The 20947-nt window shown below is 62.7% G+C and carries 19 protein-coding genes; 11 read left to right on the forward strand and 8 right to left on the reverse strand.

From position 1 onward, the window contains the following. Positions 1 to 76: 76 nt before the first annotated feature. Positions 77 to 1642, reverse strand: coding sequence for a helicase HerA-like C-terminal domain-containing protein (locus tag FHT75_RS08840; protein ID WP_025554710.1), 1566 nt, complete (start codon positions 1640 to 1642; stop codon positions 77 to 79). Positions 1643 to 1874: 232 nt separating this feature from the next. Between FHT75_RS08840 and FHT75_RS08845 the strand changes: the two genes are divergently transcribed. The 3 genes from FHT75_RS08845 (at position 1875) to FHT75_RS08855 (ending at position 3278) form a co-directional block, all read left to right on the forward strand. Next, on the forward strand, positions 1875 to 2267 hold the full coding sequence (locus FHT75_RS08845) for a hypothetical protein (RefSeq protein ID WP_003546502.1): 393 nt from the start codon (positions 1875 to 1877) through the stop codon (positions 2265 to 2267). Between the two features lie 99 nt (positions 2268 to 2366). After that, positions 2367 to 2822 (forward strand): NUDIX hydrolase, encoded by a 456-nt coding sequence (locus tag FHT75_RS08850; RefSeq protein WP_025554715.1) that lies wholly within the window; start codon positions 2367 to 2369, stop codon positions 2820 to 2822. Between the two features lie 132 nt (positions 2823 to 2954). Further along, entirely contained in the window at positions 2955 to 3278 is a 324-nt protein-coding gene (locus FHT75_RS08855) for a hypothetical protein (RefSeq protein WP_025554717.1), read from the forward strand. 15 nt (positions 3279 to 3293) lie between these two features. On the opposite strand, the gene zwf is transcribed toward FHT75_RS08855, so the two are convergent. From zwf to FHT75_RS08870, 3 genes are all read right to left on the reverse strand, one after another. Then, positions 3294 to 4811: a glucose-6-phosphate dehydrogenase gene (gene zwf, locus FHT75_RS08860; protein WP_025554806.1), complete on the reverse strand. Its 1518-nt coding sequence runs from the start codon at positions 4809 to 4811 to the stop codon at positions 3294 to 3296. A 112-nt stretch (positions 4812 to 4923) separates the two neighbouring features. Further along, positions 4924 to 5694: a trans-aconitate 2-methyltransferase gene (tam, locus tag FHT75_RS08865; RefSeq protein ID WP_025554805.1), complete on the reverse strand. Its 771-nt coding sequence runs from the start codon at positions 5692 to 5694 to the stop codon at positions 4924 to 4926. A gap of 43 nt (positions 5695 to 5737) precedes the next feature. Next, positions 5738 to 7012 (reverse strand): hemolysin family protein, encoded by a 1275-nt coding sequence (locus tag FHT75_RS08870; protein ID WP_025554804.1) that lies wholly within the window; start codon positions 7010 to 7012, stop codon positions 5738 to 5740. A 709-nt stretch (positions 7013 to 7721) separates the two neighbouring features. Between FHT75_RS08870 and FHT75_RS08875 the strand changes: the two genes are divergently transcribed. Together FHT75_RS08875 and FHT75_RS08880 are read left to right on the forward strand one after the other, a co-directional pair. Further along, complete coding sequence (locus tag FHT75_RS08875; RefSeq protein ID WP_063476631.1) at positions 7722 to 8546, forward strand: oxidoreductase; 825 nt, start codon at positions 7722 to 7724, stop codon at positions 8544 to 8546. Between the two features lie 11 nt (positions 8547 to 8557). Further along, positions 8558 to 9604: an AraC family transcriptional regulator gene (locus FHT75_RS08880; RefSeq protein ID WP_025554952.1), complete on the forward strand. Its 1047-nt coding sequence runs from the start codon at positions 8558 to 8560 to the stop codon at positions 9602 to 9604. Between the two features lie 5 nt (positions 9605 to 9609). Here the strand turns inward: FHT75_RS08880 and FHT75_RS08885 are convergent, their stop codons facing one another. Beyond that, positions 9610 to 10077 (reverse strand): cupin domain-containing protein, encoded by a 468-nt coding sequence (locus FHT75_RS08885; RefSeq protein ID WP_025554954.1) that lies wholly within the window; start codon positions 10075 to 10077, stop codon positions 9610 to 9612. Positions 10078 to 10580: 503 nt separating this feature from the next. Between FHT75_RS08885 and FHT75_RS08890 the strand changes: the two genes are divergently transcribed. Beyond that, the gene (locus tag FHT75_RS08890; RefSeq protein WP_025554526.1) at positions 10581 to 11399 is read left to right on the forward strand and encodes a sugar phosphate isomerase/epimerase family protein; all 819 of its coding nucleotides are present in this window, start codon (positions 10581 to 10583) and stop codon (positions 11397 to 11399) included. Positions 11400 to 11466: 67 nt separating this feature from the next. Here the strand turns inward: FHT75_RS08890 and FHT75_RS08895 are convergent, their stop codons facing one another. After that, positions 11467 to 12510 (reverse strand): zinc-dependent alcohol dehydrogenase family protein, encoded by a 1044-nt coding sequence (locus FHT75_RS08895; protein WP_025554528.1) that lies wholly within the window; start codon positions 12508 to 12510, stop codon positions 11467 to 11469. A gap of 249 nt (positions 12511 to 12759) precedes the next feature. Here FHT75_RS08895 and FHT75_RS08900 point away from each other — a divergent pair, with 249 nt between their 5' ends. After that, positions 12760 to 13647 (forward strand): branched-chain amino acid aminotransferase, encoded by an 888-nt coding sequence (locus FHT75_RS08900; protein WP_047614241.1) that lies wholly within the window; start codon positions 12760 to 12762, stop codon positions 13645 to 13647. A gap of 287 nt (positions 13648 to 13934) precedes the next feature. Here the strand turns inward: FHT75_RS08900 and FHT75_RS08905 are convergent, their stop codons facing one another. Next, entirely contained in the window at positions 13935 to 14837 is a 903-nt protein-coding gene (locus tag FHT75_RS08905; protein ID WP_025554530.1) for a LysR family transcriptional regulator, read from the reverse strand. A 138-nt stretch (positions 14838 to 14975) separates the two neighbouring features. Between FHT75_RS08905 and FHT75_RS08910 the strand changes: the two genes are divergently transcribed. The 4 genes from FHT75_RS08910 (at position 14976) to nadE (ending at position 20197) form a co-directional block, all read left to right on the forward strand. Then, positions 14976 to 16229: an HlyD family secretion protein gene (locus FHT75_RS08910; protein ID WP_029723086.1), complete on the forward strand. Its 1254-nt coding sequence runs from the start codon at positions 14976 to 14978 to the stop codon at positions 16227 to 16229. 137 nt (positions 16230 to 16366) lie between these two features. Beyond that, entirely contained in the window at positions 16367 to 17986 is a 1620-nt protein-coding gene (locus tag FHT75_RS08915; protein WP_025554532.1) for an MDR family MFS transporter, read from the forward strand. Positions 17987 to 18017: 31 nt separating this feature from the next. Then, entirely contained in the window at positions 18018 to 19223 is a 1206-nt protein-coding gene (locus FHT75_RS08920; protein WP_063476632.1) for an adenylate/guanylate cyclase domain-containing protein, read from the forward strand. Between the two features lie 140 nt (positions 19224 to 19363). Next, positions 19364 to 20197, forward strand: coding sequence for an ammonia-dependent NAD(+) synthetase (nadE, locus tag FHT75_RS08925; protein ID WP_047614250.1), 834 nt, complete (start codon positions 19364 to 19366; stop codon positions 20195 to 20197). Between the two features lie 35 nt (positions 20198 to 20232). Here the strand turns inward: nadE and gstA are convergent, their stop codons facing one another. Further along, positions 20233 to 20916 carry a glutathione transferase GstA gene (gene gstA, locus FHT75_RS08930; RefSeq protein WP_063476633.1) on the reverse strand — a complete coding sequence of 228 codons (684 nt, stop codon included), beginning with the start codon at positions 20914 to 20916 and terminating at the stop codon, positions 20233 to 20235. Positions 20917 to 20947 lie beyond the last annotated feature (31 nt).

Here is a 20947-nt window from a genome sequence, read left to right on the forward strand (position 1 = left end):
ACGGAAAGGTCGAGACACGTGGCCCGACCCCGGTCGGTGCCGGCAGGCGGATGAGGGCTTACGGCGCGCCGCAAACCTACCGCTTCAAACTCCCCAATATCCCGCGCACCAGCGCCCGGCCGACTTGGGTCGCCACCGTGCGCGCCACGCTCTTCATCGCCGCTTCCACCACCGTTTCGCGCTGGTAGCCGGAAGTCCTGCCACGCGATTGGCCGCGGCCCCGGTTGTCGTCGTCATTGCCGCCGCCGAAGCCCGGCAGGTTCCAGCCGGAGGTCGTGCCGCCCTGCTGCTGGGCCGCTTCTTCCTGCGCCCGCTTGGCGGCATCGGCATCCGCCGCCTTCTTCGCCCGCGCCGCCAGCAGCTCGAAAGCGGATTCGCGGTCGATATCCTCGTCATAGACGCCGAGAACCGGACTCCTGTCCATGATCTGCTGGCGCTCGGCATCCGTCACCGGGCCGACGCGGCCCGACGGCGGGCGGATCAGCGTGCGCTCGACGATCGACGGCGCGCCCTTGGCTTCCAACGTCGAGACCAGCGCTTCGCCAGTGCCGAGATTGGTGATGACGGTGGCGCAATCGAAGGCCGGGTTGGCGCGGAAGGTATCGGCCGCTGTCCTCACCGCCTTCTGCTCGCGCGGCGAATAGGCGCGCAACGCATGCTGCGCCCGGTTGCCGAGCTGGGCGAGCACCGTTTCCGGCACGTCGAGCGGATTCTGGGTGACGAAATAGACGCCGACGCCCTTGGAGCGGATCAGCCGCACCACCTGCTCGACGCGTTCGGTCAGCACCTTCGGCGCATCGTTGAAGAGCAGATGCGCCTCGTCGAAGAAGAAGACGAGCTTCGGCTTTTCCGGATCGCCCACCTCGGGCAGTTCCTCGAAGAGCTCCGAGAGCAGCCAGAGCAGGAAGGTGGCGTAGAGGCGCGGATTCATCATCAGCTTGTCGGCGGCGAGCACCGAGATCTGGCCATAGCCATTGTTGCTGGTGCGCATGATGTCGGTGATCTTCAGCGCCGGTTCGCCGAAGAAATGCTCGGCGCCCTGCTGTTCGAGAACGAGCAGCGCCCGCTGGATCGAGCCGACCGAGGCCCTGGAGATCAGGCCGTATTGGTTGGAAAGCTCGGTGGCGTTCTCGCCCATATAGTTGAGCAGCGAGGTGAAATCCTTGAGGTCGAGCAGCGGCAGCCCGGCCTGGTCGGCGATCTTGAAGGCGATGTTGATGACGCCTTCCTGCGGTTCGGAGGCATCCATCAGCCGGGCGAGCAGCAGCGGCCCCATCTCGGCGACCGTGGTGCGCACCCGGTGGCCTTTCTCGCCGAACAGATCCCAGAAGATCACCGGAAACTGGTCGAATTCATAATCGGTGAAACCGATCTGCTCGGCGCGTTTCGTCAGGAAATCCTTGGGCTCACCCTTGGCGGCGATGCCGGAAAGATCGCCCTTGATATCGGCCGCAAAGACCGGAACGCCGGCCCGCGAAAAGCCTTCGGCGAGCACCTGCAGCGTCACAGTCTTGCCGGTGCCGGTGGCGCCGGTGACGAGGCCGTGGCGGTTGCCGAACTTCAGGTCGAGATATTCCGGCTTGTTGATGCTGTCATCGGGATTGCGGCTCGCGCCGATGAAAATCTTGCCTTCCTCGATCATTCGGAATGCTCCCTTCGGGCTTTGCCGCCATTTATGTCAGAAGGCTCGGTGTTCTCTCCCGCCGCCTTCATCGAACTATCGTTTCCCTGTTATAAGCAGGGAGATGGATGCGGACAACTGTTTGCATTGAAAGCAAAACCGGACAAAGTGCCCCCCGCGGAGAGGCCGGCTTGAGTTGCTGTGGAATTTCCATTAACGTTGACGTTAACGTCAAAATAACAGGAGGCTGACGATGAATGAAATTGTGACCCAGATCGCCGATCGCGTGGGTATTGCGCCCGACTTGGCCGAAAAGGCGCTCGGCATGATGCTCGGCTTCCTGCAGCGCGAGGCTGCCGATGGTCCGGTCGCCAAGATGATCGAAGCGATCCCCGGCGGCGCCGATCTCGTCGCCCAGTTCAATGGGGCAGGTGCCGGCGGCGGCGGCCTGCTCGGCGGGCTGATGAGCTCGCTCGGCGGCGGCGGCATCATGGGCCTTGGCCAGCAGCTGATGGGCGAAGGCCTCGGCATGGGCGAGATCACCTCGCTTGCCAAGGAAACCATCGCCATCGCCAAGCAATATGCCGGCGAAGAGGTGGTCGACGAGGTCGTCGCTTCCGTCCCCGGCCTCAGCCAGTTCGTCTGAGACGGGAGATCGGCATGAGCCTCGCGTTGCCGCGGGGCTCATATTCTTGCGCCGGAAGCGCGCTGTCCACTGGCTGCCCTATGAACGGAAGGAGAGCAGATGACCGTCTGGCGCCCGTCGCAGCAGATCAGGGTGAAGGTGATCGGCCTTGCCTGGCGGAAAGACCAACTGCTCGCCGCCGAAGTGGAGGATGACAGTGGCCGTATCAGGGGCGTTCGCCCGCTCGGCGGCGCCATCGAATTCGGCGAGAGCCGCGAAGAGGCCCTGCACCGCGAATTCCAGGAGGAGCTCGAAACGGCGATCCGCGTCGTTGGCCCCTGGCATCTGCTTGAAAACATCTACGAGCATCATGGCGCGACCGGCCACGAATATATCTTCGCCGCCGATATCGAACTGGCCGATGAAAGCCTCTATGAGCGCGACGAAATCCGCTATTCCGAACTCGATGAGACGGCGGCGACGGCGCGCTGGTTCGGCCGCGACAGGCTGCGCGAGGCCGGCATCGATCTTTATCCGACAGGTCTCGAAAGACTGCTGTCGCGCTGGCGAGACTGAGCCTCATATCGCCAGTTTAGAGGACTGATATCCCGATCGCCAAACTTTGATCGCCAGTGCCCGCTTCCGGGGGGAACAATGAGGTCGTCCTGCTGTTTCTGTCGCATCGATGAAACCAGAAGGAATAGCATCATGCGCAGGTTTATTGCAGCAGCCTCGATCGCTCTCCTCAGCCTCTCCGCCCCGGTTCTTGCCCAGTCGAACATGGGCATGGATGCCAGCGGCCGGATCGACGGCACGCCGCCGCTCGGCACCGCGCCCGGAGCCGAAACGCAAAGCGGGCTGATAATCCCGCTCGACTCAATCGAAACCGGCAGCATCGACAATGAGCCAGTCAGCGGCCCCGTCGACTGGGCGCGCTGCCCGCCGCGCAAGGCGCGGGGAGCGCTGGCCACCGAAGGCGGCAACAGCGGCGCCTCGGTCAGCGCCGCATGCCGTGACGAGGGAAATCAGTAATATCAGGGGAGGGCGCTATTTGCCGTCCTTCTTGTCGTGATGCAGAATGACGCCGAGTTCATGCCACTCCCGCCTGTCGCGCTGGATCAGTTCGTCGGCTGAGGCAGGTCCCATGCTGCCCGGCGCGTAAGCGTCGGGCACGCTCTGATCCCTAGCCCAGATATCGAGGAAGGGCTGCACCGCCGCCCATCCTGCCTCGATGCCGTCGGCACGCTGGAACAGCGTCTGGTCGCCGATGAAGAGATCGTAGAGCAGTGATTCATAGCCGGTCGTCTTGGCGATATCGAATTTGTCCGCATAGCGGAAATCAAGGGAGACCGGCACGGTATCGACGGAAAGCCCCGGCGACTTGATCGAGATTTCCATGCTCATGCCTTCGTCCGGCTGCACCTGGATCACCAGCCGGTTCGGCGGCAGGCGGCGCTTGACGTCGGTCTCGCGAAACTGCGCGAAGGGAACCGGCTGAAAGGTGATGACGATCTCGGTGTCGCGCGCCGTCAGCGCCTTGCCGGTTCTCAGATAGAAGGGCACGCCGGCCCAGCGCCAGGTATCGGCATAGAGCTTCAGTGCCACGAAGGTCTCGGTCCTGCTGTCGGGCGAAACGTCCTTGGTGTCGCGATAGGCCGGAAGTTCAGCACCATTGAGCGGACCTGCGGCATAGGCGCCGCGCACGCCATGCGTCTTGGCCTCCTCCGGCGTGTAGATGCGCAGCGCCTTCAGCACCTTGCTCTTCTCGTTACGGATCGCTTCGGCATCGAAGCTGTTCGGCGGCTCCATGGCGATCATCGCCAGCAGCTGGAAGAGATGGTTCGGCACCATGTCGCGCAGCGCGCCGGTTGCGTCGTAGAATTTGCCGCGGCTGCCGACATCGACGATCTCGGCGGCGGTGATCTGCACATGATCGATATAGCGGCTGTTCCACAAAGACTCGATCATCATATTGGCGAAGCGCGCCGTCATCAGGTTCTGCACCGTCTCCTTGCCGAGGAAATGGTCGAGCCGGTAGACTTGGCTTTCTTCAATCTGGGCGAGGATCTGCGCATTCAGCGCCTGCGCCGAGGCGAGATCGGTCCCGAACGGCTTCTCGATGGCGACGCGGCGGAAAATGCCGTCGCTTTCATCGGTCAGCCCGTGAGCGGCGAGCTTCTCGACGATCGTGCCGAAAAAGGATGGCGGTACCGCGAGATAGAAGGCGGCATTGGCATTCGGCCCCAGCCGCTTGCCGATCTCGACGAAAATATCGTCCTTGGTGAAATCCCCGGACGTATAGGAAATGCGCCGGCGCAGGCTTTCCCATGCTTCGTCCTTGACCCTCGGCTCTTCGCCGCTGAGATGGTTGAGGAACTGGTCGAGCCGCCCGCGCAGGAATTCGTCGTCACCCGGCTCGATGCCGATGCCGAGAATGTGGAGATCGTCGCCGACGAGGCGGCTGCGCGTCAGATTGATGATCGCCGGCACCAGCAGGCGGCGCGTCAGGTCGCCCGTCGCGCCGAAGATGACCAGGGTGACCGGCGGGGTGGGGGCAGCGTCCATGTGTCATCTCCTTGCAATTTGCGGCCGACTATAATGCGTGCCGGTTTCGCCGCAACATAGGCGGCGAGGGGTAACAGGCATTTGACATCCTCTGGCGTGCGCCCGAGGTCGGTTACGCTTTGACCGCCACCATGAAAATCCTCGGAAACCTGAGCAGCACCCGGCCATCCGAAAGCTTGGGATAGGCCTGTTCCACCCGCTTGAGGTAATCGGCCAGGAAGGCCTCGCGATGCTGCTCGCCGGCATGGGCGAGATAGGGCATCAACCCGGTTCCCTTCACCCATTCGACGATCGCGGCCGCATCGGCCATCGGGTGATTGTAGATGGTGTGCCAGATATCGACGCGCGAGGCTTTGGCGATCAGCCTGTCGTAATAGGCGGAGGGCGGCGGCAGCGCCTTTCGGCGGACGCTCTTCGCCTCGAAGGCGGCCTTCCATGGGCCGGCATGCGCCGTTTCCTCCATCGCCAGATGCGAGGGTTCGCCGAGATTGTCGGGCATCTGTACGGCGAGCACGCCGCCTGCGGAAAGCCCGTCCATCAGCCGGTCGAAAATGTCGATATGATCGGGCAGCCATTGGAAGACGGCATTGGCAAACAGCAGGTCGGCCGGTTCCGTGGGCTGCCAGCTGCCGAGATCGGCCTCGACGAAATCAGTGCCTGGAAGCCGCTTGCGGGCCGCCTCCAGCATGTTCATGTCGCTGTCGAGGCCGGAGACGCCGGACGCTCCGTAACGCTCGATGATCAGTTCGGTGGAATTGCCGGGTCCGCAGCCGAGATCGACGGCGTGGCGAAGGCTTTGCAGCGGCACCTGCGCCAGAAGGTCACGCGCCGGTCGCGTGCGCTCGTCCTCGAATTTCACATATTGATGGGCGGACCATGCCATGGCGTTCACTCCTGCTGTATCTGTGTAAGGCGCCTGCCGACCTTCATTCAGCCGACACAAGTATCTTGTCCACGCGCCTTCCGTCGAGATCGACGACTTCGAAGCGCCACCCATCTCTCGTGAAGCTCTCGCCCAGTTCCGGCAGATGTTTCAGCTCTTCCAGCACCAGGCCGGCCACAGTCTGATATTCCAGATCGTCATCGAGCTTGAGGTTTAGGAATTCAGCGAACTCGTCAATCGGCGTCCAGCCCGACACGAGATAGGAACCGTCGTCTCGACGAGCGATGGCCTGTTCATCGACAGGTCCCTCCTGGAGAGCCCCCATGATCGCTTCCAAAATGTCGCCTGACGAAACAACTCCCTCGAAATGGCCGTACTCGTCGAAAACCAGCACCATGTGAACGGGCGATTTCCGGATTGCCTCAATAACGTTGATGGCCGTTGAAAGGTCTGAAACCACCGGGACATCGTGTGTCAGAGCCTTGATATCGGCGCTGCCGTGTTCGGACATCGAGTCGTAGAAGTCCTTGACCGGAAGAATGCCAATCACCTCGTCCGAACTGCCTTTTCGAACGGGCAACCGCGACCGTTTCGTCCTGTGCAGCTGGGTCCGAATTTCCTCGAGGCTGTCGTCAATATCAATGATTTCGACGTCTCGCCGGGGCGTCATAAGCGCTCGGGCGGTGCGGTCCGCCAGCCGCATGACGCCTGATATCATCGCAGACTCTTCGCTTTCAATCACGCCAGCCGACTGCGCCTCGGCCAGTACGGTTTTGATCTCTGCGTCGGAGACATTGTCGCCGCCTTTTCCCGACTGGCCCAGGAGCTTCAGCACCAGATTTCCGGAGGCGTTCAGAAGCCACACGAGGGGCAACGCAATTTTTGAAAGCACCGCCATGGCGGGTGCGACCTTGGCCGCAACCGCCTCGGGTTCTCGCAATGCGATCTGCTTTGGAACAAGTTCGCCGATGATCAAGGAAAGATATGTGATTGCCACGACGACCGAACCGACGCCGATGGCATCAGCGGCCGTCGAGGACAACCCTTGTGCTTCCAGCCATCCGCTCAGCCGGCCCCCGAGCGTGGCGCCTGAGAAAGCGCCCGAGAGAACACCGACCAGCGTGATGCCGATCTGCACCGTGGAGAGAAAACGTCCGGGGTTTTCAGCGAGTTTGATCGCTTGAGCGGCACCCTTGCTCCCATTGTCGGAGAGAACCTTTAGGCGGGCCGTTCGCGAAGACACAACGGCCAGCTCCGACATGGCGAGCACACCATTCAGGATGGTGAGAAATGCCACAATTCCAATTTCCAGAAACACAGGGACCCTATTCGTTGAGGTTGTCATACCGCATTCATCAGGCGAAGCGGCGAGGTATTCGAAGGGACGCTACTATAGACGCATCACCTGTCGTCTTTCCATCATCGTGTTACATCGGTGTAGGTTCCATCCGTTTTCAGAATTCGGTGAGTGGCAACCCCGACCCATGGGGAAAGGGCCGAATCCAGTCGAAAGACATCAGCGACCATAAGCGGTCGTCGTCATGAGGGACCGCTCCTTGTGAAGTGGAAGTCATAGGTCGTCGGGAAAAGCGGGCCGGCATGCGGCCGCCCGTCATGCTCGATGATGTGGAAAGCGGCTGCTCGCTGCGGGAGCCTGAGGTGCCCAGGGCAAGGAGGAGGTCATCGCGCCATCTACAGTGGTCGCCAGCGTCCTCGGCCGGGAGATCCCGGTTGGAACGGGCGGAGCTTGTACTGGATGGGTCGCTGTCAGGCATGGCGCAATTTTGGCGGTGAAACGATTCCGGCGCAAGAGGCGCCGGACGAAAATCCTTATAGCGTCTTGATATGACAGTTTTGAAAATAGCGGCAGCGCCGCGTTCCGGTTGAGAATTTCAGGGGAATTTTCGTGTTTCTACAGCGATGGAGGAACAACCGCTTTGGCGTATTATGCAAGTGCCTTGGCATCTCTCGTCAGTGATCGGGGGCCAAACGAGCCCTAGATGATCTCATCACAAAGAGAGGTCGAGATGATTGACAAGAAAACCGCACTCGTTACAGGCGCATCCTCCGGAATGGGCAAGGCGATCGCCAAGCGTCTGCTCGTCGATGGCTACAGAGTCTACGTCGCCGCCCGCCAGGTCGAGAAGATGGAAGACCTTGTACGGCTCGGCGCTACGCCCTTGCGCATGGACATATCGAGGGAAGGTGAGATCAAAGCCGCTGTTGAAACGATTCTGGCGGAAGTCGGCACTATCGACGTGCTGGTCAACAATGCCGGCTTCGGGCTCTACGGTCCGGCTGAGGAGATCGGTATCGACGAGGCCCGCTACCAGTTCGAGGTGAATGTGTTCGGCCTGGCGCGGCTGACGCAGCTTCTGCTTCCAGCGATGCGTGGGAAGGGCGCCGGCACGATCGTCAACATCACCTCCATGGGCGGCAAGATTTACACTCTGCTCGGCGCTTGGTACCACGCCACCAAACATGCGCTGGAAGGTTGGTCGGACTGCCTGCGGCTGGAGCTTGCCCCGTTCGGGATCCGAGTCGTGATTGTCGAACCCGGCCTGATCGAAACGGGATTTGGCGACGTCGTTGCCGACGGACTCATCAAGCGTTCGGGGAAGGGGCCCTATGCCGAGGTGACGCAGGCGGTTGCCAAGTCGACGCGCGAAGCTTACGGCCATGGCCGCGGCACCGATCCCGATGTGATCGCCGACATCGTCTCCAAGGCGGTCAAAGCGAAAAAACCGCGCACGCGCTACGTCGCCGGCAAGTATGCGAAGCCGATGATCATGATTCGCAACTGGTTCGGCGATCGCATATTCGACCGCGTGATCATGAGCCAGATGCGATAGGGGAGGCAGCCATGAGTGGAGCGCCGGCAGATCGGTGCAAGATACCGCGGGCTTTCTGGCTCGCGGTCGAGCATATCGGTGTGCCGCCCGCGGCGCTGCTGCGGCAGGCGCGCCTGCCGGCGACTTTGCACCTGAATGGCCAGGGTCTGGTCAGCACGGCGCAGTTCTTCGCCCTCTGGCGGGCGCTGGAGGAACTGACGGCGGATCCGGGCCTCGGGATCAAACTGGTTGAATCGGCGGAAACCGCCGTGCACCCGCCCTCCAGCCTCGCGGCCTTCCATGCCCGCGACTATCGGGACGGGTTGTCGCGATTAGCCCGGTTCAAGCGGCTTTGCACCCCGGAGCAATTGCACTTTTCCGAGCAAAGCGGGGAATGCACGATCAAGGTCGAGTGGCTCTACGCCACCGAACCGGAGCCGGCAGTCGCCGTCGATGTAGACTTCGCCACGCTGGTCGAACTCGGCCGGCGCGGTACCGGGCAAAGGCTGACGCCGGTTCGCGTGGAATTCCAGCGCGCCGGTCCGCAGCGCGACGCGCATCGATCCTATTTTGGATGCCCCATCCGCTATGGACAATCCCGCAACGCCCTGATTCTCAAATCCGCCGATCTCGGCCGGCCTTTCCTCGGGCACAATCCGGAACTGCTCGAACTCCTCACGCCCGCCCTTGCCTCAGCACTTGGCGAAATCCAGGCGCGCAGTGCAATCCGCGAGCAGGTCAAGATCGTTCTGAAGAGAAGCCTGGCGAGCGGCCGGCCGGAACTGTCCGATGTGGCCTTCGACCTGGGCATGAGTGAGCGCACACTGCAGCGCCGGATCACCGATGAGGGCTCGACCTTCCGGGAGTTGCTCGTCGAAGCACGTCAGGAATTGGGGAGGCAATTGCTCTCCGATCCCTCAGCCGGGATTGACGAGGTCGCGTGCCTGCTCGGCTATCAGGATACAAGCTCCTTCTATCGCGCTTTTCGGGATTGGGAAGGCGTGACGCCCAACCAGTGGCGGGAACGCAACCTGGGACACCTCGGACGCCGGGTGATTGCCGGCGTCTCCGTGCATTAGATCCATCACGCCGCCAGGATCGTAATCCCGTAAGCATTGGCGGCGGCCGTCATGCGGGCGATGGTCTCAGTCGAAGGGCTGGCCTTCGGGGGTTCGGTCGCGCCCTCCGCTTCGATGAACTCGGCCATCTCACGATCAACGATCGCGGAAAACACCACCGGGACGGTTCCGCGGTTGGCATAGCCATGCACCATGAAGGGCGGGATGGTGACGATGTCGCCGGCACTGGCCTCGATCTCTTCCGGGCCGCTGTCGCTCAGGCGCCAGATCGTCAGACGTCCCTCGCGGATGCGGAACACTTCAGGGCTCGCATGCGCATGTTTCGGCGTCCGGCTGCCTGATGGCACAGTGACGTCGAAGATATTCAGCCAGGTTCCGCTGATTCTAAGCCGCCGCTCGACCCGGTCGCCGAGAACGAAAAACCGCTTCGCCTCGTCACTGCCATGCATTTTCACAAATGAGTTGGACATCATGTCTCTTTCTTTTTCTTCCAGGGCTTTTTCTTGCGGGCGCAGCCGTTAAACCTCTACGCCGCTTTTGACAACCACACTGTTGTCTGGGGCAACATTGCCAAGCGCCTTCAACGCGGCGCTTCGGTCGCCGAAGCGATGAACGTACGGCTCCGTTGCCGAGAGTTCAGTGCAGCTCGTGCGCCTGGAGCAATTCCAGGAAAAGTGCGAACCGGTTTTCCGTCCGGAATTGCGCAAAAACAAAAGGATAGAGCGGTTCTGCGCTTCCGTTAAAAGCTGAACCGCTCTAGCCATCACGAGTAGTCGGCGCTGATATCGGTACGGCGGGTCGTTTCCGCAAGGCCCGAAAATGCCGCACCAGCTGTGCGGAAATGACTGAAGCCGGAGGGTTTCGAGTCTGCCTGTCTGTAATACCGCCGACACAGAAGGGGCGCATAGAACGCGGCGGCCGTTCTTGACCGTTCTTCCATTTTCACATTGATCATTCCAATTGATGGAGCGCATCCATGTCTTCTCTTCCCGTCGTCGGCGCCGCCATGACGCTCGATGAAGTCGAGCTTCACCGCGACTGGCTTTTCGAAAAATCCCGCGATCTCGAATTGCAGAGCTTCATCGATGCCGAGGTTCTCAACGGCGACTGGGCGCCGCTTGCCGCCCGCACCAGGCGGCTTCTCGACGGCCACAGCGGCCGCCTCGGCATTCACGGCCCGTTCTGGGGCTTCACCATCGCCTCGGAAGATCCCGATATCCGCGCCATCGTCACAAGGCGCCTGCTGCAGGGTCTCGATGTCTGCGCCGCCATCGGCGCCACCCATATGGTCATCCACAGCCCCTACACCTCCTGGTCTTACAACAATCTCGACGACAATGCCGGCGCCCGCGAAGCCTTGGTCGAGCGCACGCACATGACCCTGCGCGACGCCGTCCGGCGCGCCGAGGATATCGGCTGCACCATGGTCATCGAGAACATCGAGGATAAGGATCCGCATATTCGCGTGGCGCTGGCCGAAAGCTTCCACTCGCCCGCGGTCGCCGTCTCGATCGATACCGGGCACGCCCATTATGCCCATGGCTATACCGGTGCTCCGCCGGTCGATTACTACGTCAAGGCCGCCGGCAATCGCCTGCAGCATGTCCACCTGCAGGATGCCGACGGATACGCCGATCGCCACTGGAGCCTCGGCGAAGGCTCGATCCACTGGCACGCCGTCTTTAGGGCACTTGCCAAGCTCGACAGCAATCCGCGCCTCATCATCGAGATCAAGGACAAGTCGAAGATCCCGGCTTCATCAGCTTTTCTCGCCTCGATCGGCGTAGCTCAATAGGGTCTTGTTGCTCGTCCCGCCCTCCCTGAGTCCGGTGCTCGTCACGGGCGGGGAGGGTGGAATTCCCTCATGAAAACCGGGTAATCACGCTGATTCCGGTGGCCTCAGCCTTGTCGAGCGCCATCAGCGCCGGCACGGCCTCTTCGAGGCTGACCCGCCGTCCGATCAGTTTTTGCGGCGCGATCTTGCCGGCCGAAAGCATCGACAGCATGGCGTCGTAACGCCAGGCCTGCATGCCGTGGCTACCGTAGATTTCCAGCTCGTGGCCGATCACCTGCGCCATTGGAATCTGCGGTGTCGCCTGTTCACCGAGCATCAGCCCCACCTGCACATGCCGTCCGCGCCGGCGCAGGTTCTTGATCGAGTTGAAGCAGGTGACAGGATGGCCGAGCGCGTCGATCGAGACATGCGCGCCGCCCTTGGTGATTTCGCGCACCGCCTCCGCCACGTCGGCGACGCCTGCTGCATTGACCGTCGCCACCGCCCCGCAGTCGCGCGCAAAGGCGAGCTTCTCCTCGGATATGTCGATGCCGATCGCATTCGCCCCGAGGGCGGTGGCGATCATGATCGCCGACAGGCCGACGCCGCCGCAGCCATGCACGGCGATCCATTCGCCGGGCCCGGTGCGGGCCTGGTCGGCGACGGCGCGAAACGAGGTGGCGAAGCGGCAGCCGAGGCTTGCGGCCGTCGCATCGTCGATCGTATCGGGCAGGTGCACCAGATTGGTGTCGGCATAATCGATCGCCACATATTCGGCGAAGGAGCCCCAATGGGTGAAGCCCGGCTGGAACTGGTTGGGGCAGACCTGCTGGTTGCCGGAATGGCATTCGCTGCAATGGCCGCAGCCGGAAACGAAAGGCACTGTCACCCGGTCGCCGACCTTGAAACGCATCACGCCGCGGCCGGTGGCGACGATGCGCCCGGCAAGCTCGTGTCCCGGCACATGCGGCAGGCGGATATCGGGATCGTGTCCCATCCAGCCGTGCCAGTCGCTGCGGCAGAGCCCGCTTGCGCCGACCGCTATGACAACGCCGTCCTCGGTCGGCGTCGGATCGGGCAGGGTGCGGATTTCGGGCGCCTGTTCGAAGGCTTCGTAGAACATGGCTTTCATCGGCGTCTTCCCTTGCTGCGTATCCGCTGTTGCACCCCATCATCGCATGCTGCAGCCAACCATTCCAACATTCCATTCCATCATTTTTGCTGATGCACCCATCGATGAAGCCGCTGTTGCTGCGCACGAATATTGCGGCATGATCGCATCCTTCGGCATTTTCTTGCTTCCGTGTTTCCGAGCGGGATTTGTCCTTGACCCGGCTTGCCGCGGAGGTTTTTGCTTTGCCGGCTTTATAGGGAGGGCAGCATGGCCGTCGATACATCACCCCGTTCAACCACCTGGACCCATGTCGATGGAGAATGGCTCCCCGGCAATCCGCCGCTGATCGGGCCGACCTCGCATGCCATGTGGCTGGGTTCCACGGTCTTCGACGGCGCCCGCTGGTTCGATGGTATCGCGCCGGATCTCGACCTGCACTGCCAGCGCATCAACCGCTCGGCGCTGGCCATGGGCCTGAAGCCGGTGAAGTCGGCCGAGGAGATCGCCGCACTCGCCTGGGAAGGCGTTGCGAAATTCGATGGCGCCACGGCGATCTACATCAAGCCGATGTATTGGGGCGAACATGGTTCGCCCGGCAGCGTCGTTTCCGTCGATGCGGAATCGACCCGCTTCGCGCTCTGCCTGTTCGAAGCGCCGATGGGCGGCCATGGCGGCACCAGCCTGACCGTTTCGCCCTATCGCCGCCCGTCGCCGGAAACGGCGATGACCGAGGCGAAGACCGGCTCGCTCTATCCGAACAGCGGCCGCATGATCGCCGAGGCGCGCAGCCGCGGTTTCGACAATGCGCTGGTGCGCGACCTGAACGGCAACGTCGTCGAAACCGCCTCATCGAACGTCTTCATGGTGCGCGACGGCGTGGTGATGACGCCGGCCGCCAACCGCACCTTCCTCGCCGGCATCACCCGCGCGCGGGTCATCGGCCTGCTGCGCCAGGCCGGTTTCGACGTCGTGGAAGCAGCGCTCTCCGTCGAGGATTTCCTCGCAGCCGACGAGATCTTCACCACCGGCAACTACTCCAAAGTCGTCGGCGTCACCCGCCTCGACGACCGCAATTTTCAGGAAGGCCCGTTCACCCGCAAGGCGCTCGAGCTTTATATGGACTGGGCCTACGGCCGCAGCGAAAGCGAGGAGTGAGCAGCGGTTCGGCGCAGCCGAAGCAATCGATCCAGTGAATCGATTGCAGCTGCGAACGCCCGGAGCGCAAGCGTAGGGCAGGGGCGGTCGCCTCCAGCAAAATCCGAGTCTGCGTCCGCCCCTCATCCAGCTGCCGCCACCTTCTCCCCGCGGGGAGAAGGGGCATGCCGCGACCTCTCCGTTCCCCACAGACCTCTCGCATGGTACGTCCCGTTTGCGGGGAGAGGGTTAGGGTGAGGGGCAATTTTCTGGCTGTGAGGGCAGCCTATAGTCCCGATGTCTGCCCCTCACGTCATCCACTTCCGATGCTCGGCAAATCTCTCCACCAAGAGATCGATGAACAGCCGCACCTTCGTCGGCAGGTGGCTGCGGTTGGGATAGACCGCGTTGATGTTGAATTCCACCGGCCGGTAGTCCGGCATGATCTTCACCAGCCGCCCTTCGGCGATGTCGTCGAACACCACGAAGCTCGGCGCTAGGAAGATGCCCCGCCCGCTCAGCGTCAGGAAGCGCAGCATCTCGGCGCTGTTGGAGACGACGTTGCCGGCGATCTTGACGCTCTCCGGGTTGCCCGCGCCATCCTCGAAGCGCCATTCGTCGCCATAGGGATAATAGGCATATTGCAGGCAATTGTGCTCCGCGACCTCCGCCGGCTTCTTCGGCATCGGATGACTCTCGAAATAGGCCGGCGAGCAAACGAGCATATGGCGCCAGGGCGTCAGCTTGCGGGCAACGAGCGAGGAATCCGGCGGCGGTACGGTGCGCATCACCAGGTCGTAGCCATCCTCGATCATGTCGACCATCCGCTCGCCGACACTGAAATCGAGTGAGATCGACGGATAGAGCTCCATATATTCGCTGACGACGGGCAGCAGGAAACGCACGATGGCACTGCTGGTATAGACCCTCAGCGTGCCGCGCGGCGTCGAGCTCAGCGCGCCGGCCGTCCGGTCCGCCTCCTCAAGTTCGGCCAGGATCTGCGACGAGCGTTCGTAGTAATATTTGCCGGTTTCGGTCAGGCTGACCTTGCGTGTCGTGCGGTTGAGCAGTCGCACGCCGAGCCGATCCTCCAGCGATTGCACGTGATTGCCGACCATGGTGACCGACATGTTGAGCCGGCGCGCCGCGGCGGAAAAACCGCCGCATTCCACCACCCGGCCAAAGACTGTGAGGCTTGTCAGCCGATCCATATTGCCCTCGGATTATCCGCTGAGAGTTGATGATCCTTCCCGATTTAAACAGATTATCAAAATAAATGTCAGGGCGCATTTTTCTTCGCATCGAACATGGCCTCTCACAGAGGAGGCCAACGGTGAAGGAGAATGACGATGGTCGAGTTACCCCAGAGGCAAGTTTTCGAAACTTCCAGGCAGGCCGAGCAGATCCTGGCCGAGGAAGCTGCCAGGACGCCCACTGCCGAGGCGCCGCCCATGCCGGCCGCCGAAGCACCGGTCGCGGCTGATTCCGGAAAGACTGGCCGAGGGATCGTCAAGCGCGCCGTCCTTGCCGCCGCGCTGCTTGCCGGCGTCGCTTTCGCCGGCGATTTCGGCTACCGCTACTGGACGGTCGGCCGCTTCATCGAATCCACCGACGATGCCTATGTGAAGGCCGATTACACCACTGTCGCCCCGAAGGTCGCCGGCTATATCAGGCAAGTGCTGGTCAGCGACAATGACCAGGTCAAAGCCGGTCAGGTTCTCGCCCGCATCGATGACCGTGACTTCCAGGCTGCCCTGTCGCAGGCGAGAGCCGATGTGAAGGCGGCCGAAGCCGCCATCACCAATATCGATGCCCAGATCGCCTTGCAGCAGTCGGTGATCGAGCAGGCGAGGGCAACGATCGACGCCTCGCAGGCCTCGCTGGATTTTGCCGTGTCGGACGCCGCCCGCTCGGCCCGCCTGATCACCAACGGCGCCGGCACGCAGTCCCGTGCCGAGCAGACCCTGTCGGCCAGGGAACAGGCCGCTGCCGCCGTCGAGCGCGACCGGGCAGCCCTCGTCGCGGCTCAGAACAAGGTGCCGGTGCTGCAAACCCAGCGCGAACAGTCGGCTGCCCAGCGCGATCGCGCCGCCGCCGCCGCCCAGCAGGCGGAGCTCAACCTCTCCTATACGGACATCGTCGCCGCCGTCGACGGCACGGTCGGCGCCCGCTCGATCCGCGTCGGCCAATATGTCACCTCCGGCACCCAGCTGATGGCGGTCGTGCCGCTGCATGCGGTCTATGTCGTCGCCAATTTCAAGGAAACGCAGCTGACCTATATCAGCCCCGGCCAGCCGGTCGAGATCAAGGTCGACAGCTTTCCCGACATCTCGATCAAGGGTCATGTCGACAGCGTTTCGCCGGCAAGCGGCCTGGAATTCTCGCTGCTGCCGCCGGATAATGCCACCGGCAACTTCACCAAGATCGTCCAGCGCATCCCGGTCAAGATCGTCATCGACGACGAGCCTCTGAGCGGCCTGTTGCGTTCGGGCATGTCGGTCGAGCCCGAAATCGATACCAAGGCTGCCCAGACCCAAGCTGCCGAAACCAAGCCTGCCCAAGCCAGGGCTGGCCAGGTCTCCGGGGCAGCCGAAGAAGGATGATCCAGCCACGAAGGTTGATCCTTCTCTTCTCCGCCGAATGATCCCGATCATTCCTGAATGATCTCGATCATTCCCCGAACGATCACCCGAACCCCGTCATGAGAAAGTTTCCCGCGAGAGCTGGAAGGAGATAAGCCATGGCCACTCTTCAGATCGCCGCAAACGGCAATGCGCTTGCGCGCCCCGCCGCCGCAGCACCCGTGGCGCCTGCCGCCATGAGCCCGCTGCGCATGTGGGCAGCCGTTGTCGGCTCGACACTCGGCGCCTTCATGGCCGTCCTCAACATCCAGATCGTCAATGCCTCGCTCGCCGATATCCAGGGCGCGATCGGCGCCGGCACCGATGACGGCGGCTGGATCTCGACGTCCTATCTGATCGCCGAGATCGTCGTCATCCCCTTGAGCGCCTGGCTGGCGCGCGTCTTCTCGGTCCGCAACTATCTGCTGACCAACGCCATCCTCTTCCTCGTCTTCTCCGTCGCCTGCGCCTTCGCGGCCAATTTGCAGCAGATGATCATCCTGCGCGCCATACAGGGCTTTTCCGGCGGCGTGCTGATCCCGATGGCCTTCACCATCATCATCACGCTGCTGCCCAAGGCCAAGCAGCCGATCGGTCTTGCGCTCTTTGCCCTGTCGGCCACCTTCGCGCCGGCGATCGGCCCGACGATCGGCGGTTACCTCACCGAGAACTGGGGCTGGGAACATATCTTCTACGTCAACCTGGTGCCCGGTGCGCTGATGGTCGGCCTGCTCTGGGCCTCGCTCGACCGCGCGCCGATGAACCTGAAGCTGCTCGCCAAGGGTGACTGGCCTGGTATCATCACCATGGCGATCGGCCTCGCAGCCCTGCAGACCGTGCTGGAAGAGGGCAACAAGGAAGACTGGTTCGGCTCCGATTTCATAGTCCGCCTGTCGGTCATCGCCGCCGTCTCGCTGACGCTGTTCCTGATCATCGAGCTGAAGACCGCCACTCCGCTGCTGAACCTCCGCCTGCTGGTCCGCCGCAATTTCGGTTTCGGCATCGTCGCCAATTTCCTGCTCGGCATTGCGCTTTACGGCTCGGTCTTCGTGCTGCCGATCTATCTGACCCGCATCCAGGGCTATAATTCCGAGCAGATCGGCATGGTTCTCGCCTGGACGGGCATCCCACAGCTGCTGCTGATCCCCCTGGTGCCGCGCTTGATGAAACGTTTCGACGTGCGCCTGCTGATCGTCGTCGGCTTTGCCCTCTTCGCCGCTTCGAACTTCATGAACGTGCACATGACCGGCGATTATGCGAGCGACCAGCTCTTCTGGCCGAACATCGTCCGCGCCATCGGCCAGGCGCTGGTCTTCACGCCGCTTTCGGCAATCGCCACAGCAGGCATCGAGCAGGAGAATGCCGGTTCTGCTTCTGCACTCTTCAACATGATGCGCAATCTCGGCGGCGCCGTCGGCATCGCCTCGCTGCAGACCTTCCTGTCGAAGCGCGAACAGTTCCACTCGAACATCCTGACCAATTCGGTCTCGGTCTTCGAGGAGGCCACCCGCGATCGCATCGCGGGGCTGACCGGCTACTTCATGAGCCATGGGGTCAGCGATCAGGCGCTCGCCAGCCACAAGGCCGTCGTCGCCATCGCACTCAAGATACGCAAGCAGGCCAATATCATGGCCTTCAGCGACACCTTCTTCCTGCTCGGCGTGGCGCTTGTGGTCGCCCTGCTGGCAAGCCTGCTTCTCAGAAAACCCGGTCAACTCTCCGGCGGCGGCGCTCACTAGCGCTCCGCCTTCCCTTAAGGAGGAGAAAGCCATGACATCAGCGATCTATGCTCCCGATACCGACAGGCTGCAAACGAAGATCGCCGGCCATGCCGTCAGCGCCGCGGCGCTGCTGTCGATCATCGAATGGCTTTCCGGCGATGAATGCCACGCGCTCGACGAAGCCGGCCTCGTCTCCGGCCTCGGCCGCAGGCTCCAGGCGCTCGGCCTGCCTATCGACCGGTTGACCCTGCATCTGATGACGCTGCATCCCGAGTTTATCGGCCGCACCATCGCCTGGGCGCCGGGCGAGCCGGTTGAGATCCACGACCGAGAACACGGCGCCCGCGTCGCCATCGCCAATACGCCGCTGCGCAAGGTCATGGAGACCCGGGAGCCGCTGGTCGTCGATACCGGCGAAAGCGTGCATGGCCGCTGGCAGCATATCGATGTCTTCGCCGATCGCGGCCTGATGCAGCTCGTCATCGCGCCGCTCTGCAACGTCGACGGCCCGGTCAGCGCCGCCGTCTTCGGCACCAGGCGGCCTGGCGGCTTCACCGCCCCCGAGCGTCAGGTGATCGAGCGCATCCTGCCGGCGCTGCGCAACACCAGCGAGCTGCGCATTCTGCGCCAGGTCGAGCTCAGCCTGCTCGATACCTATATCGGCCCGCTGACGGCAAGCCGCATCCTGGCCGGCCGCATCCGCCGCGACGAGATCGAATCGATGGAGGCGGCACTGCTGCTCTGCGATCTGCGCGGCTTTACCGAACTGTCGAACCGTCTGCCCGGCAGCACCGTGCTCGGCCTGCTCAATGCCTATTTCGACAGGATCGTGCCGGCCATCACCCGCGAAGGCGGCGAGGTGCTGAAGTTCATGGGCGATGGCGTGCTTGCCTTCTTCCCGGGTTACGATGCCGCCCATTCCTGCGGCGCCGCCCTGGCATCGGCCCGCGCCATCCTCGAGGAGATCGACCATTTCCAATATGAGGGCATCGGCGTGAAGGCCGGCATTGCCCTGCATTACGGCGAGGTCAGCTACGGCAATGTCGGCTCCGGCCGCCGCCTCGACTTCACCCTGATCGGCGGCGACGTCAATCTTGTCAGCCGCATCCAGACCGCCTGCAGCGAGTTGGGAGAGGCCTTGCTGATGTCGGCACCGTTCCGTCAGGAGGCCGGGGCAGGGGATGTAGTGTCCGCCGGAGCGCACAGGCTGAAGGGTTTTGCGGATCCGGTGGAGCTGTTCACGATCGTGCGGTAGGTGCGAACCCAGCCCGGAGATACTGCGCCCCAACGCCCCACTTGCATAAAATGCATGGCAGCTCTGCCCGAAACGGTTTCGTCTTCCCCCATCTTTTCGCCATAGTGGCGCCGAAATTCCGTAAGTGGGAGGAGAGGCTTATGACGGTGCTGTTCGACGAACAAGGCGAGATCATCCGCGAACTGGGTGTTGCCGCCGACATCGACCCTGAGCACGAGATCGAACGGCGGACCGCGTTCCTCAAGGATTATCTCGTCGCCTCGGGCATGCGCGGCTACGTCCTCGGCATCAGCGGCGGCGTCGATTCGCTGACGGCGGCGCTGCTGGCTCAGAAGGCGGTGCGCGAGCTGCGGGACAGCGGCCACACCGCCGAATTCATCGCCGTGCGCCTGCCCTACGGCGTCCAGGCAGATGAGGCCGATGCGGTGAGGGCGCTGGAAACGATCGGCGCCGACCGCTCGATGGTGGTCAACATCAAGGAGCCGGCCGATGCGATGCTTGCCGCCGCGCTAAATGGCGGCCTCGCCTTCGCCGATGCCGGCCGGCAGGATTTCATCCTCGGCAACATCAAGGCCCGTCAGCGGATGATCGCCCAGTTCGCCCTGGCCGGCGCCCTTGGTGGCCTCGTCATCGGCACCGATCACGCGGCCGAGGCGGTCATGGGCTTCTTCACCAAGTTCGGCGATGGCGCCGCCGATATCCTGCCGCTCGCCGGCCTCAACAAGCGCCGCGTCCGTCTGCTGGCAAAGCGCCTCGGCGCCCCGGACGAGCTGGTGTTCAAGGTGCCGACGGCCGATCTCGAGAGCGAGCGCCCACTGCGCCCCGATGAAGAAGCCTATGGCGTCAGCTATGACGAGATCGACGATTTCCTCGAAGGCAGGCCGGTCGGCGAGATCGCCCGCCGCCGCATCCTCGCCGCCTATCGTGCCACCGGCCACAAGCGTGCCCTGCCGGTCGCCGTCAACGCCGTCTGATACCCCTCGGTGTCGCGGTGTGGCCGACCTCGTGTTTACGGCCTGACCGGCGAGCCGGTCCGTCCTGATGTGGCGAGATAGGCGTGTGGCGCAAAATAGACGCCGTCGGCATCGAAGGCCTCGAGATCTTCGGCCTGCAGCGCCTCGCGCACCTTCGGTCGAGCCGCCACGCGGGCCATGAAGCCGTGCAGTGCCGGCCATTGCTTGAGATCGATGTTGGTCCAAGGCGACCAGTTCAGGCAGACGAAGAGATAGGCATCCGCCACCGTAAACGCATCGCCGGTGAGATAGGGTCCGGCAAAACGGCCGTTCAGCCAGGCGAGTCGCTTCGATATCAGCGCGCGGATCTCCTCGTGAACGCTGGAATAAATCGGATTGAAGAGCAACACCATCGGCTTGTGCAGCTCGGCAGTGATGAAGTTGAGATAGGATTGCACCTCGTTGCGGCGGATGTTGCCGACCTCAGGCAACAGGGCTGCTCCTTCGGGCACGCTGTCGGCGAGGAACTGTACGATCGCCGGCCCCTCGGTCAACACCTTGCCATCGTCGAGCATCAGCGCCGGCACATAGCCGTTGCCGTTGATGGCTAGATAATCCTCGCCGTTGCTCGTCCGATGGGTCTGCCGGTCGACCTGGACGAGTTCGATATCGAGCCCCAGCTCCCGGCAGATGATGTGCGGCGAAAGCGAACAGGCCGCGGCGTGCATATAGAGTTTCATTGCGGTTTCCTCTCCTTGGGGAGGCAGGTGA

The sequence above is a fragment of the Rhizobium sp. BK112 genome (assembly GCF_014193215.1).
Lineage (GTDB): Bacteria > Pseudomonadota > Alphaproteobacteria > Rhizobiales > Rhizobiaceae > Rhizobium > Rhizobium anhuiense.